Origin of the sequence: Knoellia sp. S7-12 (assembly GCF_040518285.1) — a bacterium.
In the GTDB taxonomy this organism is placed as follows: Bacteria; Actinomycetota; Actinomycetes; order Actinomycetales; family Dermatophilaceae; genus Knoellia.
This window is the reverse complement of record NZ_CP155449.1, coordinates 2166228-2181220: the sequence shown is the minus strand read 5'-3', so window position 1 is coordinate 2181220 and position 14993 is coordinate 2166228. Positions and strand designations below refer to the sequence as shown.

Annotated in this window: 17 protein-coding genes; 6 read left to right on the top strand and 11 right to left on the bottom strand. The window is 67.1% G+C overall.

The features are described 5' to 3' along the window. Window positions 1–101: 101 nt before the first annotated feature. Window positions 102–1556, top strand: a complete 1455-nt coding sequence (locus tag V6K52_RS10525; protein ID WP_353950067.1) for a lysine 2,3-aminomutase — start codon at window positions 102–104, stop codon at window positions 1554–1556. A 40-nt stretch (window positions 1557–1596) separates the two neighbouring features. Here V6K52_RS10525 and V6K52_RS10520 read toward each other — a convergent pair whose 3' ends face one another. Further along, the gene (locus tag V6K52_RS10520; protein WP_353950066.1) at window positions 1597–1917 is read right to left on the bottom strand and encodes a helix-turn-helix transcriptional regulator; all 321 of its coding nucleotides are present in this window, start codon (window positions 1915–1917) and stop codon (window positions 1597–1599) included. Window positions 1918–2018: 101 nt separating this feature from the next. On the opposite strand from V6K52_RS10520, the gene V6K52_RS10515 reads away from it, so the two are divergent. After that, window positions 2019–3287, top strand: a complete 1269-nt coding sequence (locus V6K52_RS10515; protein WP_353950065.1) for an MFS transporter — start codon at window positions 2019–2021, stop codon at window positions 3285–3287. Window positions 3288–3309: 22 nt separating this feature from the next. Then, on the top strand, window positions 3310–3804 hold the full coding sequence (gene ybaK / locus V6K52_RS10510) for a Cys-tRNA(Pro) deacylase (RefSeq protein WP_353950064.1): 495 nt from the start codon (window positions 3310–3312) through the stop codon (window positions 3802–3804). Here the strand turns inward: ybaK and V6K52_RS10505 are convergent, their stop codons facing one another. Beyond that, on the bottom strand, window positions 3805–4224 hold the full coding sequence (locus V6K52_RS10505; protein WP_353950063.1) for a hypothetical protein: 420 nt from the start codon (window positions 4222–4224) through the stop codon (window positions 3805–3807). A 62-nt stretch (window positions 4225–4286) separates the two neighbouring features. After that, complete coding sequence (locus V6K52_RS10500; protein WP_353950062.1) at window positions 4287–4709, bottom strand: Lrp/AsnC family transcriptional regulator; 423 nt, start codon at window positions 4707–4709, stop codon at window positions 4287–4289. A 99-nt stretch (window positions 4710–4808) separates the two neighbouring features. Between V6K52_RS10500 and V6K52_RS10495 the strand changes: the two genes are divergently transcribed. Both V6K52_RS10495 and V6K52_RS10490 read left to right on the top strand, forming a co-directional pair. Continuing rightward, window positions 4809–5168, top strand: a complete 360-nt coding sequence (locus V6K52_RS10495) for a hypothetical protein (RefSeq protein WP_353950061.1) — start codon at window positions 4809–4811, stop codon at window positions 5166–5168. Between the two features lie 29 nt (window positions 5169–5197). After that, window positions 5198–6127: a 5'-3' exonuclease gene (locus tag V6K52_RS10490; protein WP_353950060.1), complete on the top strand. Its 930-nt coding sequence runs from the start codon at window positions 5198–5200 to the stop codon at window positions 6125–6127. A 27-nt stretch (window positions 6128–6154) separates the two neighbouring features. Here the strand turns inward: V6K52_RS10490 and V6K52_RS10485 are convergent, their stop codons facing one another. The 7 genes from V6K52_RS10485 to V6K52_RS10455 are packed head-to-tail and all read right to left on the bottom strand — an operon-like array spanning window position 6155 to window position 13469. Next, window positions 6155–6553, bottom strand: coding sequence for a VOC family protein (locus V6K52_RS10485; protein ID WP_353950059.1), 399 nt, complete (start codon window positions 6551–6553; stop codon window positions 6155–6157). Between the two features lie 7 nt (window positions 6554–6560). Next, on the bottom strand, window positions 6561–9419 hold the full coding sequence (locus V6K52_RS10480) for a DEAD/DEAH box helicase (RefSeq protein ID WP_353950058.1): 2859 nt from the start codon (window positions 9417–9419) through the stop codon (window positions 6561–6563). 10 nt (window positions 9420–9429) lie between these two features. Further along, window positions 9430–10332: a YegS/Rv2252/BmrU family lipid kinase gene (locus V6K52_RS10475; protein WP_353950057.1), complete on the bottom strand. Its 903-nt coding sequence runs from the start codon at window positions 10330–10332 to the stop codon at window positions 9430–9432. After that, the gene (tatC, locus tag V6K52_RS10470; RefSeq protein WP_353950056.1) at window positions 10329–11168 is read right to left on the bottom strand and encodes a twin-arginine translocase subunit TatC; all 840 of its coding nucleotides are present in this window, start codon (window positions 11166–11168) and stop codon (window positions 10329–10331) included. The genes V6K52_RS10475 and tatC overlap by 4 nt, the downstream gene beginning before the upstream one ends. Window positions 11169–11180: 12 nt before the next feature. Further along, a complete protein-coding gene (gene tatA / locus V6K52_RS10465) occupies window positions 11181–11474 on the bottom strand; it encodes a Sec-independent protein translocase subunit TatA (protein ID WP_353950055.1) in 294 nt (97 codons plus the stop codon). Between the two features lie 34 nt (window positions 11475–11508). Then, window positions 11509–12480 carry a WYL domain-containing protein gene (locus V6K52_RS10460; protein WP_353950054.1) on the bottom strand — a complete coding sequence of 324 codons (972 nt, stop codon included), beginning with the start codon at window positions 12478–12480 and terminating at the stop codon, window positions 11509–11511. After that, window positions 12480–13469: a WYL domain-containing protein gene (locus V6K52_RS10455; RefSeq protein WP_353950053.1), complete on the bottom strand. Its 990-nt coding sequence runs from the start codon at window positions 13467–13469 to the stop codon at window positions 12480–12482. The genes V6K52_RS10460 and V6K52_RS10455 overlap by 1 nt, the downstream gene beginning before the upstream one ends. Window positions 13470–13504: 35 nt before the next feature. Here V6K52_RS10455 and V6K52_RS10450 point away from each other — a divergent pair, with 35 nt between their 5' ends. Beyond that, window positions 13505–14605, top strand: coding sequence for a DUF3866 family protein (locus V6K52_RS10450; protein ID WP_353953764.1), 1101 nt, complete (start codon window positions 13505–13507; stop codon window positions 14603–14605). Here V6K52_RS10450 and V6K52_RS10445 read toward each other — a convergent pair. Further along, entirely contained in the window at window positions 14592–14978 is a 387-nt protein-coding gene (locus V6K52_RS10445; RefSeq protein WP_353950052.1) for an FKBP-type peptidyl-prolyl cis-trans isomerase, read from the bottom strand. The two genes, V6K52_RS10450 and V6K52_RS10445, sit on opposite strands and share 14 nt — an antisense overlap. Window positions 14979–14993: the final 15 nt, after the last annotated feature.

Sequence of the window (14993 nt, the reverse complement as noted above, 5' to 3'; positions counted from 1 at the left end):
GCTTCTGAGGCACGGGAAGTTCTCCTGTCTGACAACACGAGGCAGCAAATATTGCGGGGATGAAGGTGACTTACGAGCCGTCTATCCGTATCCTCGCATGCATGACGACAAACATCGAGCAGCCCTACGTCTACCGGCGTCGCGAGCTCGTCGAACCCGACTGGACCCGCTTTCCCGGGTGGCGTGCGGTCACCAAGGACGAGTGGGCCAGCGCCCAGTGGCAGCGCGCCCACTGCGTCAAGAACGTCGCTCAACTGCGGGAGCTCATGGGCGACCTCCTCACCGACGAGTTCTATGGCGACCTCGAGCGGGACCAGGTCGAGCGGGCCACGATGTCGATGCTCGTCCCCCCGCAGATGCTCAACACGATGGTCAGCGAGATGTCGTGGGCCGAGGGCTCGATGCCGACCGCCGGCGCCGCGTTCACGCAGGCGTTCCTCGCCGACCCGGTGCGCCGCTACATGCTCCCCGTGTTCAGTGACCGTCGCAGCGACTGGGCCTCGCACCCGTTCGCGGCGCGCGACAGCCTCCATGAGCACGACATGTGGGCGGTCGAGGGCCTGACCCACCGCTACCCCACCAAGGTGCTTGCCGAGATGCTGCCGACGTGCCCGCAGTATTGCGGCCACTGCACGCGGATGGACCTCGTCGGCAACTCGACGGCTCAGATCGTCAAGCTCAAGCTTGCCGGCAAGCCGGTGGACCGCCACGCCGCGATGCTCGACTACCTCCAGCGCACCCCGCAGGTGCGCGACGTCGTCGTCTCCGGCGGCGATGTCGCCAACATGCCGTGGAAGAACCTCGAAGGTTTCCTCGACAAGCTGATGCGCATCGACAACATCCGCGACATCCGCCTCGCGACCAAGGCGCTCATGGGTCTGCCGCAGCACTGGCTGCAGCCCGACGTCGTCGAGGGCGTGGCTCGCGTCTCTGCCTTGGCGCGTTCGCGTGGGGTCTCCCTGGCGATCCACACTCACGTCAATCACGCACAGTCCGTGACCCCGCTCGTGGCCGAGGCGTCCAAGGCGATGCTCGAGGCCGGCGTGCGTGACGTCCGCAACCAGGGCGTCCTCATGCGCGGCATCAACGACACGAGCGAGGACCTGCTCGACCTGTGCTTCGCGCTGCAGGACGAAGCGATGATCACGCCGTATTACTTCTACATGTGCGACATGATCCCGTTCTCGGAGCACTGGCGCCTCGCGCTCCACGAGGCGCAGCACCTGCAGCACTCGATCATGGGCTATCTCCCCGGCTTCGCCACCCCTCGCATCGTGTGCGACGTGCCGTACGTCGGCAAGCGCTGGGTGCACCAGGTCGACACCTATGACCGTGACAAGGGCATGTCGTTCTGGCGCAAGAACTACCGCACGTCGATCGAGGGAGCGGACGAGCAGGCGCTCTCTCGCGAGTACGTCTACTACGACCCGATCTACACGCTGCCCGAAGCCGGCCAGCAGTGGTGGAGCTCCAACACCGACGTCGATCAGGTTCATGCCGCAGCGATGGCAGGTGCGACCGCGAGTCGTGACGCCTCGGTGCGCGACCTCACCTGACGTTCTGCAGAGTCGGAAGGCCTGATCCTCGACTTGAGGGTCAGGCCTTCGGCGCGTTCAGGACGCTGTCGAGCAGCCCCGGGAAAGCCCCATCGAGTTCGTCGCGGCGTAGTGACACCAGTCGTCCTCGGCCCTGCGGCTCATTGCGAACGACACCGGCTTCACGCAGCACCTTCATGAGGTGCGACTTCGTCGACTTCGGCAGGGCCGGGTTCGTCGCCCCACACTGAGCCATCTCCAGCGGGCCGCCGGCCAGATCCTGGACGATCTGCAGCCGGCCCGGGTCGCTCAGGGCGAAGAGGACGTCGGTGAGTGCGACGTCCTTCATGTCTGGATGGGGCAGCACCTGGTTCGTGGGCATGGTTCGATAATAATCGAACCAAATCGTGGGAATCGGGAATGCCGAGTCCGAATCCATAGTTCGATAACTTTCGAACCGTGTTTTCGTCCGAGAGGCCCGTCATGAGCGTGACCAGCAGCATCCCGACCAGCAAAGGAGCGACCACGGAGCCGACGCCGTCGACGCCACCGACGCTCGAGTCGGACAGCACACGCCGCCTGGGTCGCAGTTCCGGTTTCGCGCTGGCGCTCGTCTCGGTCGTGGCGCTCATGGTCGGTGCGAGTGCTCCGTCGCCGTTCTATCCGGTGCTTCAGGCCGAGCTCGGCTTCTCTGCTGGCACCATGACCACGATTTTCGGTGTCTATGCCCTGGCGCTGCTCGCGACCCTGCTCATCACTGGATCGCTCTCCGACCATATTGGGCGTCGCCCCGTGCTGGCTGCTGGTTTCAGCATCCTCGCCGTGAGCATGGTGGGCTTCTGGCATGCCGACAGCGTCGCCATGCTCCTCATCTCGCGTGCCGTCCAGGGTCTGGCCGCCGGACTGCTCATGTCGACGATGACGGCAGCGGTCACCGACCTCGAACCCGTCTCGCGCCCCGGCTTGGCAGCCACGCTCAACAGCGTGACACCGCTTGGCGGCTTGGCCGCCGGCGCGCTCATCGGCGGTCTGGTGCTTGACGCGAGCGCCACACACGCCCTGACCATCGTCTTCGCGTCACTCACCGGCGTCTATGTCCTCATGGCCCTTGCCGTTCTGGCGCTCCCCGAGACGTCCCCGCGACACGAGGGTTGGCGTCGTTCGCTTCGGCCGCGGGTGGGCATCCCCGCCGCAGCGCGTCCGGCCTTCCAACGCAGCGCACCGGCTCTGTTCGCAGGCTGGGCCACGGGTGGTCTCTACCTGTCGTTGGGGGCGCCCATCGTCGGGCAGCTCCTGGGTGGTCGCACTCACCTCGCCCAGGGATCCGTGGTCGCGGTGCTCACCGGAACCGGTGCGCTCAGCTCGTACCTCTTCCGCAACCGCACCCCCCGACAGATCACGATCTACGGCACCGCGATGCTTGCCCTCGGGACCCTGCTCACCCTCGTGGCGTTGCGCACTGAGTCGCTCACCGGATTCTTGCTCGCCGCGATCGTGGCCGGCTCGGGCTTCGGGACATCGTTCCTGGGCATCATGCGCTCGATCTCGCCGACAGTCGGGCCCGAGCAGCGCGGTGAGCTCTTCTCCAGCGTCTTCGTCGTCAGCTATCTCGCCTTCGGTCTGCCGGCGGTGGCTGCTGGTTTCGCTGCTCCCCGATTGGGCTTGGAGACGACTGCCACGATCTATGGGCTCGTGGTCGTGGCCCTTTCCGGTGCGGCCGCCCTGATCCGCATCTTCACCACCAAGGAGTGACGACACGGCATACTCGCCTGTCATGGAACGGAAGGTTCGCGGCGGTTCGGTTGGCACGCCGGCAACCGTTGCGCTGACCAAGGCAAAGATTGTGTATGCCGTCCGGGCCTACCAGCACGACCCTGCGGCGGAGTCCTTTGGGCTCGAGGCCGCGCAGGCCCTGGGTGTCGAGCCGGCCCGCGTGTTCAAGACGTTGCTCGTCTCCACCGGCACCGGATTGGCAGTCGGCATCGTGCCGGTGGATCGGACCCTGGACCTCAAGGCGATGGCGTCCACCTTGGGCGTGAAGAAGGTCGCCATGGCGGATCCCGTTGCGGCAGAGCGCAGCTCGGGCTATGTGCTCGGAGGGATCTCACCCGTGGGACAGAAGCGATTGCTCCCGACGGTGGTCGATGTCTCAGCCTTCGAGCACGAGACGATTCTCGTGTCCGGCGGGCGCCGCGGTCTCGACATCGAGCTCTCCCCCGAGGCTCTCGTCACGGTGACGCAGGCGAGCCACGGACCGATCGCGCGCTAGCTAGGACGCCATGCGCAGGTGGTCCGGCATCTCGCGGATCAGGTTCTCGGTGGCGACGTAGGCGCCGATGAGTTCGATCTGCAGTTCGCGGCACACGTCGACCAGCAGTTGATGGCAGGCACGGTCGGTGTCGGTGAACAACGGAGATCCTCGCCTCCCCAGAGCGCTCACGATGGCTGGCGGACGGACCTCGGTCAGGAGGGCTCGCACGGGCGCTGTCAGGGCGGCTGGGTCAGCGTCACCCATTTCGGTGATGAGGACCGGTTGGGCGACCCGGTGCTCCTCATCGAGGAGCACGATCGCGAAGCAGCCCTCCTCGCGGTCATGCAGCCCGACGAAGAGGTCGATGGCATCGGCTCGCAGGATCGGGTCGTCGACGGAGAGTTCGCGGAAGTTCTTGGGCAGGTCATCGAAGGTCATGACGGGATCGTGCCGAAAAGTGGAGATTCCGCCGCAGGCTTTTCCACAGACGGTGCGGTGGACTACTCCCAGGGGGTGGAGAGGACGACCGTCGTCTTGCTCGAAACGTTTGCCGCTGCCCGGATCCGAGCGAGCAACAGCTCGAGCTCGAGTGGTGTGGCCACGCGCACCTTGAGGATGTAGTTCATGTCACCCGCCACGGAGTGGCACTCCTCGATCGCCGCGATGTCGCGCAGGTGATCGGGGATGTCATCGGGCGCGGTCGGGTCGAGCGGGGCGATCGAGATGAATGCTGTGATGGCCACTCCGACTGCGGCGTGGTCGACCCGGGCGGTGTAGCCCTTGATCACGCCACGCGTCTCGAGGCGGCGCACGCGTTGGTGCACGGCGGAGGTCGACATCCCGAGGGCGCGCCCGAGGTCGGTGTAGCTCATCCGACCATCGGTCGACAACTGCTCAACGATCTTGCGGTCCAGGTCCTCCACGTCCGAGAGCCTAGACGTGCCAGAGGCAAATGGCCGGATGGGTCTCACTGAGCCCACCTACTCATGCACTCGCCTGAGCACTCCCGCCATCATGTCCCCATGACTTCTGCGGCCCCGTCACGGCCCCGTCCACGCGGTTCGCTCATCGTCTTCGTCGTTCTCGTGGCTATGTGGGCGGCGTGGGCGCTGTGGTTCACCCTCGCGCCCAGCACGAATCCAGGAGGACAGTGCGAGGGCCTCGGTTTCGGTTGCACGCTCACACCAAACGATCTCGCGGCCTTCGCCGGAATCATCATCCTGGCTCCGGGGACCTTCCTCCTCGTGGCCCTGACGCTGGCCGTCCGGGCTACTCGGATCGGGCGCGGCTCACCCCGCACGGTGTGGGATGTTGTGCTTGCTGTCCTGCTGCTCGCCGCCGGCGCACTTTTCGTGATCGGGAACCTCGTCGGGTCGTTCTGAGTGGTCGCGTCACAACTAGGCTGGCGGTCATGACGACGGAACGGCTGCTTCTCCTCGACTCCGCCTCGCTCTATTTCCGAGCGTTCTTCGGAGTGCCGGATCAGCGCACCTCGACCGACGAGACGCCGACCAATGCGCTGCGCGGGTTCCTCGACATGATCGCGACGCTGGTCAACACCCACAAGCCGACGCACCTCGTCGCCTGCTGGGACGACGACTGGCGCCCACAGTTCCGGGTCGACCTCATCCCGACCTACAAGACGCATCGACTCACTGAAGGCAGTGATGTCGTCGAGGAGTCACCTGACGACCTCAGTCCGCAGGTGCCGCTCATCCGCGATGCCTTGGCCGCCCTGGGCATCGCGCGCCTCGGGGCGCCCGGGTTCGAGGCCGACGACGTCATTGGCACCCTCGTCGAACGACACCGCGGCACGAAGGCCATCGACGTCGTCACCGGCGATCGCGACCTCCTGCAACTCATCGATGACGCCAACGAGGTGCGGGTCCTCTACACCGGCAAAGGCGGTGTGCGAGAGCCGGATCAGGGCACCGAGACCTATTTGCAGGAGAAGTACTCCGTGCCCAGCGGTGACGCCTATCTCGACATGTCGATCCTGCGCGGAGACTCCAGCGACGGGCTCCCGGGCGTCAAGGGCATCGGTGACAAGACCGCCGCCCAACTCATCGCGGCATACGGGTCCCTGGACGGACTGCGCAAGGCGGTGGCCGACGGTGACCCAGCCATCAAGGGTGCCCGGCGCACCAATCTCGAGGCCGCCGCGGCATACCTCGATGTCGCACCGCGCGTGGTGCGCGTCGCCCGCGATGCACCGGTCGCGGATGTCGACATCGTGCTGCCGACGGCAGTGGCCGACACACGTCTGCTGAGCGAGCTCGCCTCGACCTACGGCATCACGAACCCGATCAACCGCGTCCTGGCGGCCTTCCAGATCCCCTGAGCCCTCAGCCCTTCAACTTCAGGCGGCTCAGACCTCTTGAGGGCCGAGCAGGTCCCAGTGGTTGCCCCACGGATCCCGCACGACGACGACCTCACCGTACGCCTCGTGTCGACGAGGACGAATGACGGCACAGCCTGCCTCAACGGCCCGGCCCAACGTGCGGTCGAGATCGGTGACACGCAGGAACAACCCGACGCGACCGGCCCACTGGTCTCCGACGATCCGCTCTTGCCGCTCGCCATCGGCTCGGGCCAGCAGGATGCCTGCCCCTCCATCCCGGGGCCGGACGACGACCCAACGTTTTGGCCGGCCATCCGTTGTGAGCGACGGCACGTCCTCCGCAACCTCGAAGTCGAGAGCCTCCGTGAAGAACCGCAGTGCTTCGTCGTAGTCGTCGACCACGAGGGTGACGAGATCCAGGGGCATCGCGTGCTCAATCCAGGCGGTCGGCCGAGACGACACCGCGTCGGACGCCATCAATGGCCTTGCGGGCCGTGCGCCTCAGCTCAGTGTCAGGTGCCGCGTCGGCAATCTGGCCGAGCAGGTCAACGATCTGCTTGCACCGCCGCACGAAGTCGCCAGCGGCCATGTCGTTCCCTCGCAGCACCACGTCGAGTCGCTCGCCACTCGCCCACCGGTGGACCATCCAGGCCATGCCGCCATCGGGGGCCGAGGTCGTCTCGAGACCGTGATCGCCCTCGAGATCGTCGAGTTCGCTCCACCGCCGCTGCATCTCGGTGATGGCAGCGGCCACCTCGTCATTGGGCATCTTGGGTGACGGATCGGCCTGCTCATGGCGCGGCTCGTGGACGAGGGTGGACACGCACGCAGCGAGCCCGGGCGCATCGAGCCGCTTCCACACGTCATGGCGCAGGCACTCCGCCGCCAGCAGGTCGCGCTCGGTGTAGAGGCGTCGTAGCCGCTCACCTCGCTCGGTGACGATGTCGTCCTCGAGATAGCCCAGTTGCGTGAGGACCGTGCAGATGCGGTCGAAGACGCGTGCGACGGAGTTGGTGCGACCCTCAACCTTGCGCTTCAGCCCCGACGTCTCGCGCTTCAGGCGGTGCCAGCGCTCGGCCCATCGCGCGTGGTCCTCGCGGTCGGGGCACTGGTGGCAAGGGTGCGCCTTGAGCTCGGTGCGCAGGAAGGCAATGCGATCGTTCTCCTGCGCCCGCTCCTGCGCCACTTCCTTGGACCGTTTGGGTGGTGAGTCGTGTGGCACGGCGATGCGCATGGTCGTCGCGAGGTCGCGCCGAGCCTTGGGCGACTTGGGGTTGAAATGCTTGGGCACGGTGATCGACGCCAATGCCTCGACCGGCTCCGGGACGTCAACCAGCGTGAGCCGCCGGAACTGTCGGTCCTCGGTGACGACACCCGGACCGCTGGGCGCGCCCTTGCCGGTCCTCGCGGTCTGCACGACCACGGCCCAGCCGGAGCGCCGGCCCGCAGGCACTTTGATGACGTCGCCCATCTTGAGCTTCTCAAGACTGACCGCGGCCTCGGCCTTGCGGCCGGCAGACCGCTTGCGCACGCCGTCCTTCTCGGCGTCGGCAATGGCTCGTCGTAGTTCGGCGTACTCGCGGAAGTCGCCGAGATCGCAGTGCATCGACTCGGCATAACCCTCGAGGGCCTCGTCATTGCGACGGACCTTGGTGGCCATTCCCACGACGGCGCGGTCGGCCTGGAACTGCGCGAACGACGTCTCCAGGATGTCGCGGGCCACCTGTCGGCCAACCTGGGCGACGAGGTTGACGGCCATGTTGTAGGTCGGCTTGAAGCTCGACCGCAACGGATAGGTGCGTGTCGAGGCCAGACCGCCCACAGCGAGTGGGTCGAGGCCCCGGCTCCACTGGACGACTGCGTGGCCCTCGATGTCGATGCCGCGACGACCGGCGCGGCCGGTGAGCTGGGTGTATTCGGCCGGGGTGATGTCGGCGTGGGTCTCACCGTTGAACTTCACCAGCTTCTCGAGGACCACGGTTCGGGCCGGCATGTTGATGCCCAGCGCGAGGGTCTCGGTGGCGAAGACGGCGCGGATGCGACCGGCGGTGAACAGCTCTTCAACGATCTCGCGGAACAGCGGCAGCATCCCGGCGTGGTGGCAGGCGAAGCCGCGCGACAGACCCTCGACGAAGTCGAAGTAGCCCAGGATCCCGAGGTCCTCCTCGGCCAGCGAACCCATGCGTTCCTCGACGTGACGACGGATCCGATCGCCCTCGCCCTGAGGGATGAGCCGAGTGTCGGAGGACAACAGCTGCCCGACGGCGCCCTCACACCCCATGCGGCTGAAGATGAACGTGATGGCCGGCAGGAGGCCGTCGCGGTCGAGCTGGGCGATGACCTCGGCCCTTGTCGCTCCCCCACCCGGGCGTGCGCCCCGCGCAAAGCCTCGATCGCCGCGCCCACCCGGGCCAGCTGAACCGGACCCGGCGCCACCCCGCCCCGGACCGCGGCCATGATCGCGGTTGTGGTCGCGGGGCTGTTCTCGTCCGTGGTCGCGCGTGCGCTCGGGCCCGCGCCCCTTGTCGCGTGTGCTCCCCCGCACCCAGCCGTCAGCCCGATGCTGCTCGGCGCCACGGATGGCCTGGACCAGGTCGGGGCTGACCCGCGCCGACGCCCCGTCAGCATCCGGCTCAGACGTCCCGTCGACGAAGAGATCAAACATCGAGTTGCCCACCAGCATGTGCTGCCAGAGCGGGACCGGGCGGTGCTCCGAGACGACGACCGCGTGGTTGCCACGGACCTCGGCGAGCCAATCACCGAATTCCTCGGCGTTGCTCACCGTCGCCGACAGCGAGATGACCTGCACCGACTCGGGCAGGTGGATGATCACCTCTTCCCAGACGGCGCCACGGAAGCGGTCGGCGAGGTAGTGCACCTCGTCCATGACGACGAAGCCCAGTCCCTGCAAGGTGCGGCTGCCGGCATACACCATGTTGCGAAGCACCTCGGTCGTCATGACGACCACGGGAGCCTCGCCATTGACGGAGGAGTCACCGGTGAGCAGACCGACCTTGTCGGCGCCGTGCACGGCCACGAGGTCGTGGTACTTCTGGTTCGAGAGCGCCTTGATGGGCGTCGTGTAGAACGCCTTGCGCCCTGTTGCCAGCGCCATGTGCACAGCGAACTCGCCGACGATCGTCTTGCCCGCGCCGGTCGGTGCCGCGACGAGAACACCCTTGCCCGCTTCGACGGCCTCGCACCCCTGCACCTGGAAGTCGTCCAGTGGGAAATTCAGCGCGGCCGTGAACGCCGCGAGGTGTGAGGTGGACTCAATCGTTGGCCCGCTCATGTCGCTCAGGCTACGTCAGGATGGTGACCGCTCCCGGGACGACCTCGCACTCGAGCGGCAGCGGTTCGAAGCGCTCGCCATCGGCGTAGGCCACGATCCCCTTGGCCTCGAGTCGCACGTGACGTCCGCGGATGATTTCGACGGCGGGGTGATCAACGTGGGCCCCCTTGAAGACCTTGGGGAAGACACGCAGCAGGGTGGGGATCGAGACCTCGTGGAGGATGAGGACGTCGAGCAGTCCGTCGTCGAACTCGGCGCTGGGGACGACTTTCATGCCGCCTCCGTATGCCGGTCCGTTGGCGACCGCGACGAGCATCGCCTTTGTCTCGTGGCGGACTCCGTCGATCTCGACGACATAGGGAATGGGCTTGAAGACCCCGAGCTCACGCGCGATCGCGAGGTTGTAGCGCATCTGTCCCTTGGGCCAATTCCAGCCGTTGGCCCGCTCGTTGACGACGGCGTCGAAGCCCGCGGCCAGGACACCGAGGAACCAGCGCTCGTCACCATGAGGCGTGACGTGGCGAACGGCGTCGATTCGTCGAGTCGCCCCGTGGGTGATGCGCTCGACCGCCTTGGCGGCGTCGCGGACAGGGAGCCCGAGTTCACGCGCGTTGTCGTTGCCCGTCCCCGCGGCGATGATGCCGAGCGGCACGTCGGTGCCCGCGATGAGGTTGACGCCGAGGTGGACCATGCCGTCTCCTCCGGCCACCACGATGCAGTCGATGGTCCGGGCGGCGATGGCAGCGCGGCCCCGCTCGATGGCGTGGGCTCCGTCCATCGCGGACAGGTCGACGATCTCGTGACCTGCGGCCGCCAGCAGAGATGCTGCCTCCCGCCCGATACGAGCGCCGGTGTTCTTGCCCGCCGTTGGATTGATGACGAGCCCGACGCGCTCGCGCGCGCGATCGGTCACAGGGCCGAGGCCTCGTCGTCAGACGTCTCCAACCAGTCGGGGCGACTCTTGGCGCGCCTCCGGTCGATGAGTTTGGCGATGCCATAGGCGACGAAGTAGAGCAGCATCAGCGGAGCTGCGAGGAGGAACATCGTCATCGGGTCGGCCGTGGGGGTGGCAACCGCAGCGAAGACAAAGATGAGCACGACCGCCACCCGCCACCCACGGATCATCTTCTCGGCGGAGAGGATCCCTACGGCGTTGAAGGCCACGAGGAAGACTGGGAAGAGAAAGCCGCCACCGAAAACCAGGATGAAGCGGGTGACGAACGAGAAGTAGGCCGAGACCTGCTGAATGTTGGATGTCCCCTCGGGCGAGAAGCCGTAGAGCAACTTCAGCGACTGGGGCAGCACGACATAGGCGAGCAGGCAACCGCCGAGGAAGAGGGGGACGGTCGCGGCGATGAACGCCAGCGAGATCCGCTTCTCCTTCTTGGTCAGCCCCGGAACGACGAAAGCCCAGAGTTGGTAGAGCCACACGGGACTTGCGGCCAGGACCCCGACGAAGACCGACAGGGTGATGAGGTTCGAGAATGCTGAGGTCGCTTCGCCGAAGTTGAGGCTGATGCTGCTTTGGGGGTTCGCGTCCTTGTAGTCGTAGAACGGGTCGGCCAAGAAGATGAAGATGCGCTCGTAGTTCAGACCTGCCGCAACGGCCGCCACGACAACAGTGGCCGCCGCAATGACCACCCGTCGACGGAACTCACGTAGGTGGTCGCCGAGAGACATCTTGCCTTCGGGGTCACGCTCGCGCCGGCGGGGCAGGCGAGGACGACCGGGCTTGGCAACTCGGGGCATCGAAGAAATGGGTCAGACGGTGGGACCGGACGTGGGACCGGACTGGTTGTCCGTCCGGGGCGCGTTCTCGTCGATCGGCGAGGTGGCAGTCGGCGTCGGCGAAGTCCCACGGTGCACCGTCTCACCGGGAACGGTCTCGGACGGCTTCTTGTCCTTGCCGTCGCTCTTCATCTCGTCGACCTCGGACTTGAAGACCCGGGCCGAGCGCCCGAGGCTGCGTGCCGCGTCGGGCAGGCGCTTCCAGCCGAAGATGACGATGAGCAGGACGGCAATGATGATGATTTCAGGGGCGCCGATGTTGCGCATGAGGCTGTGCCTTCTTCCGATGAGAGGTCTGTGATCAGTCTACGTCGTGAGTCTGTGGCGCCAACGCTGCGTGGACACGAGCGGCAATCCGCTCCGTGAGATCAGGCGGGCCCAGGACGACCGCGTGCCCGCCGAGGCGCAGGACGAGCCGCTCGATCCAGGCGGTGTCCGCCGTGCGCAGGGTGATGGTCCGGGAGCCGTCCTTGGCATCCTGAGAGGACTCGATCGGGTAGTAGTCACTCACCCAGAGCGCGCCCGGCAGCAGGCGCACCGTCACGAGAAGGTCGTCCTTGGCCGGGCTGAAGATGCTCTCACCGAGCTCGCGTGGTGCCACCCCTTCGGGAGGGGTCCCGTCCTGGTCAAGAACCGTCAGGTCCTCGACCCGGTCGAGCCGGAACACGCGCACACCTGCAGCACGGTGGCAGTAGCCCTCGAGGTACCAGTGCCCGTCAGCCGCAATGACGCGCATCGGGTCGACGTCACGTTCGGTCGACTCGTCGCGCCCGGGAACGTGATAGGTCAGGTGGAGGCGGCGGTGCTGCTCGACACCCTCGCGAGCCCGGGCCAAGGTGGTGTCGTCGACGCGCTCCCCGGCCAGATCCACGGACACGCGTGCTGCGGCCTCGGCTGCCGTCCCTGACGCGACCTCGAGCTTGGCCAGGGCCCGCTCGATGGCGTCGCGCTCGGTCAGGCCGGGAACGTCGAGCAGGGTGCGCAGCCCGACGATGAGGGTCACTGCCTCATCCACGCCGAGACGCAGGGGCCGCGAGATCGTGTCCGCGTTGCCCACGAAGACCCGACCCTCCTCCCAGTCGGCCTCGATGAGCTCGTCGGGCATCTGCCCGTAGCCGCAGAGGAAGAGCAGGTTGAGGTCGGACTCGAGCTGCTCGACGGAGACGTCAAGGCCGCGCGCGGCCTCCTCGAGCTCGATTCCCTGACGGTTGACGAGCCACGGCACCATCGTGAGCAGGCGGGCGAGCCGGTTGGTCGCGGTCTCGGTGGCCATCAGACGCCTGCCTCGTGCGCGGCGAGCGTGGCGCGCAACTGGGTCTGCACGCGCTCGAGCAGCTCCGGAGGGTCGAGGACTCGCACGTTGTCGGCGTGGCCCGCGATCTCGGCCGCGAAGCCATCGACGTCGTGGAAGTCGGTGGACAGCTGCGACCAGCCGCTGTCGGTCTCGGACGTCGCCGTGGCTCGTCGGCGCAGGCTGTGGGCGGCTCCGGGCCGGACGAGCAGCGTGGCCGGTCGGGCTGGACCTCGCGGTGCGGAGCGCTCGACCATGATGCGTGCCTCGTGGTCGGCCGGGACGTTGAAGGAACCAGCACGACCCGCTTTGCGAACCGCACCGTCAACGCGTGACAACCGGAACACCCGCGTGTCCTCACGATCGAGGTCGTAGCCCGCGAGGTACCACCGGCCGTGCCACTGGACGAGCGACCACGGCTGCACCTTGCGCGTCTGGGGCTCGCTTCCCTCGGGACGTCGGTACGTGAACGTGATGGGCGTGCGGCTCAGCACCGCGTCCTTGACCGCCTCGAAGGCTGGCTCGGTCGTGCGCAGTCGCGGCTCGATGCCGATGAGGGCGCCCTCGTCGCGCTCGACACCAGCGGCGCGCAGCTTGCGCAGGGCCTGTGCTGCGGGTCCCGCCATCGAGGCCTGCGCCCAACTGCGACTGGCCAGGCCAAGGACCGCGAGCTCGTCGGGTTCGAACTCGAGGTCGGGCAGGGCGTAGTCACGTTGGTGGATCCGGTAGCCGGGCTCGTCCTCGTGGAAGTGGTCGATCTCCTCGGTTGCGAGCGGCACCCCGAGCCCACGCAGCTCGTCCTTGTCGCGCTCAAACATCCGGTCAAAGGACTCTGTCGACGCGGTCTCGCCGTATTGCGGCACCAGTGCCCGGATCTGCGCCTTGGACAGTGGGCGACGGGTGTAGAGGAGAACGAGCACGAGGTTGAGGAGGCGCTCCGTTTTGGCCGCCGGCCCCATCGCTGCGCTCATGTTGTCCGACGCTACTCGATAGCCTGCACCTCGTGATGCAGTGGCGCGAGGGCGTAGTCGTCGAGACGATCCGTGAATGGCCGGGAGCGGTGGAGTATGCCGTGAGGCTGGCTTCCGCTGATGACACCGGTTCCGAGGTGCGTGGCCTTGCCTACACGGCGATGGTCGGGCGTCCGGAGCCGGGAGACCGGGTGATCCTCAACGCCTCGGCCCTGCTCAAGGGTTTGGGCACTGGTGGCCTGGCGTTCATCGTGGCCATCCCCGATCGTCTCCCGGACGACGCCCCGGACTCCCCCGGACACATCGTCAAGGCTCGCTACACGCCGCAGCAACAGATGTTCCTCGCGGTCGACGAGCAGGACAGCATTCACCACGACGTCCTTCAAGAGGCCGACTCCATCGATGGGATGCCGGTTGTCGTCGCCGACCTGCACTCCGCCGTGCCCGCGATCATCGCCGGCGTGCGTCTCGCGCGCCCGGACGCCCGGGTCGCCTATGTCATGACCGACGGCGGAGCGCTGCCGCTCGCGTTCTCGCGCGCGGTGGCCGGACTCAAGGAGGCCGGCTGGCTCGCATCAACATTGACCGTGGGTCAGGCCTTCGGTGGCGACCACGAAGCCGTGTCACTGCACAGTGGGCTGCTCGCAGCCCGCCTCGTCGTGGGAGCCGATGTCACCGTCGTCGCCCAGGGCCCGGGCAATGTCGGCACCGGCACCCGATGGGGCTATTCCGGTGTGGCCGCCGCAGAGGCGCTGCACGCGACCCATGCCCTTGGTGGCACCTCCATCGCGGCGCTCCGCGTCTCAGGAGGCGACCCACGCCCGCGGCACCGCGGGATCTCGCACCACAGCACCACGGCATACGGGAAGGCCTTGCTCTCTCCCGCGATCGTCCCGGTGCTCGCGGGCGGCGGTGAGCTCGCAGCCCTCATCCGCCGGCAGGCCGCAGACCTGGCCGCACACAGCCGTGCCGACCTCGACGTCGTCGAGATCGGCACGGAGGGTGTGCTGGAAGCGCTACGTCACAGCCCGGTGAAGCTGTCGACGATGGGGCGTGGCCTCGAGGAGGACGTCGCCGCATTCGTCGTCAGCGCCGTCGCTGGCGTGTGTGCGACGCAGCGGATCAGCGAACGCTGACCAGGTCCACGACGAAGATCAGGCTCTCGCCCGGCTTGATGACGCCGCCGGCGCCGCTCTCGCCATAGGCCAGCTCGGACGGAATGAGCAGGCGGCGTCGGCCGCCTTCCTTCATCCCGACGATGCCGTCGTCCCAACCGCGGATGACCTGGCCGACGCCGAGGCGGAAGCCCAGCGGCTCGCCGCGGTTCCAGGAGGCGTCGAACTCCTCTCCGGTCGAGTGGGCGACACCGACGTAGTGGGCCGAGATGGTCGAGCCGACCGTGGCCTCGGTGCCGTCTCCGACGGTGAGGTCCTCGATGACGAGTTCGGTGGGTGCTGCGTCGCCCGGGAAGTCGATCTCAGGCTTGGTGGTGGCGGGGTCGAAACCCATGGAAGGTCCTTCCGG

Excerpts from the sequence above, each read along its gene's own strand:
- V6K52_RS10515 (WP_353950065.1), top strand. The coding sequence starts at position 2,019 with ATGAGCGTGACCAGCAGCATCCCGACCAGCAAAGGAGCGACCACGGAG.
- tatC (WP_353950056.1), bottom strand. The coding sequence starts at position 11,168 with ATGCCCCGAGTTGCCAAGCCCGGTCGTCCTCGCCTGCCCCGCCGGCGC.
- V6K52_RS10455 (WP_353950053.1), bottom strand. The coding sequence starts at position 13,469 with ATGAGCGCAGCGATGGGGCCGGCGGCCAAAACGGAGCGCCTCCTCAAC.
- V6K52_RS10445 (WP_353950052.1), bottom strand. The coding sequence starts at position 14,978 with ATGGGTTTCGACCCCGCCACCACCAAGCCTGAGATCGACTTCCCGGGC.
- V6K52_RS10480 (WP_353950058.1), bottom strand. The coding sequence starts at position 9,419 with ATGAGCGGGCCAACGATTGAGTCCACCTCACACCTCGCGGCGTTCACG.
- V6K52_RS10495 (WP_353950061.1), top strand. The coding sequence starts at position 4,809 with ATGACTTCTGCGGCCCCGTCACGGCCCCGTCCACGCGGTTCGCTCATC.
- V6K52_RS10525 (WP_353950067.1), top strand. The coding sequence starts at position 102 with ATGACGACAAACATCGAGCAGCCCTACGTCTACCGGCGTCGCGAGCTC.
- V6K52_RS10505 (WP_353950063.1), bottom strand. The coding sequence starts at position 4,224 with ATGACCTTCGATGACCTGCCCAAGAACTTCCGCGAACTCTCCGTCGAC.
- V6K52_RS10450 (WP_353953764.1), top strand. The coding sequence starts at position 13,505 with ATGCAGTGGCGCGAGGGCGTAGTCGTCGAGACGATCCGTGAATGGCCG.
- V6K52_RS10490 (WP_353950060.1), top strand. The coding sequence starts at position 5,198 with ATGACGACGGAACGGCTGCTTCTCCTCGACTCCGCCTCGCTCTATTTC.
- tatA (WP_353950055.1), bottom strand. The coding sequence starts at position 11,474 with ATGCGCAACATCGGCGCCCCTGAAATCATCATCATTGCCGTCCTGCTC.
- V6K52_RS10485 (WP_353950059.1), bottom strand. The coding sequence starts at position 6,553 with ATGCCCCTGGATCTCGTCACCCTCGTGGTCGACGACTACGACGAAGCA.
- V6K52_RS10520 (WP_353950066.1), bottom strand. The coding sequence starts at position 1,917 with ATGCCCACGAACCAGGTGCTGCCCCATCCAGACATGAAGGACGTCGCA.
- ybaK (WP_353950064.1), top strand. The coding sequence starts at position 3,310 with ATGGAACGGAAGGTTCGCGGCGGTTCGGTTGGCACGCCGGCAACCGTT.
- V6K52_RS10460 (WP_353950054.1), bottom strand. The coding sequence starts at position 12,480 with ATGGCCACCGAGACCGCGACCAACCGGCTCGCCCGCCTGCTCACGATG.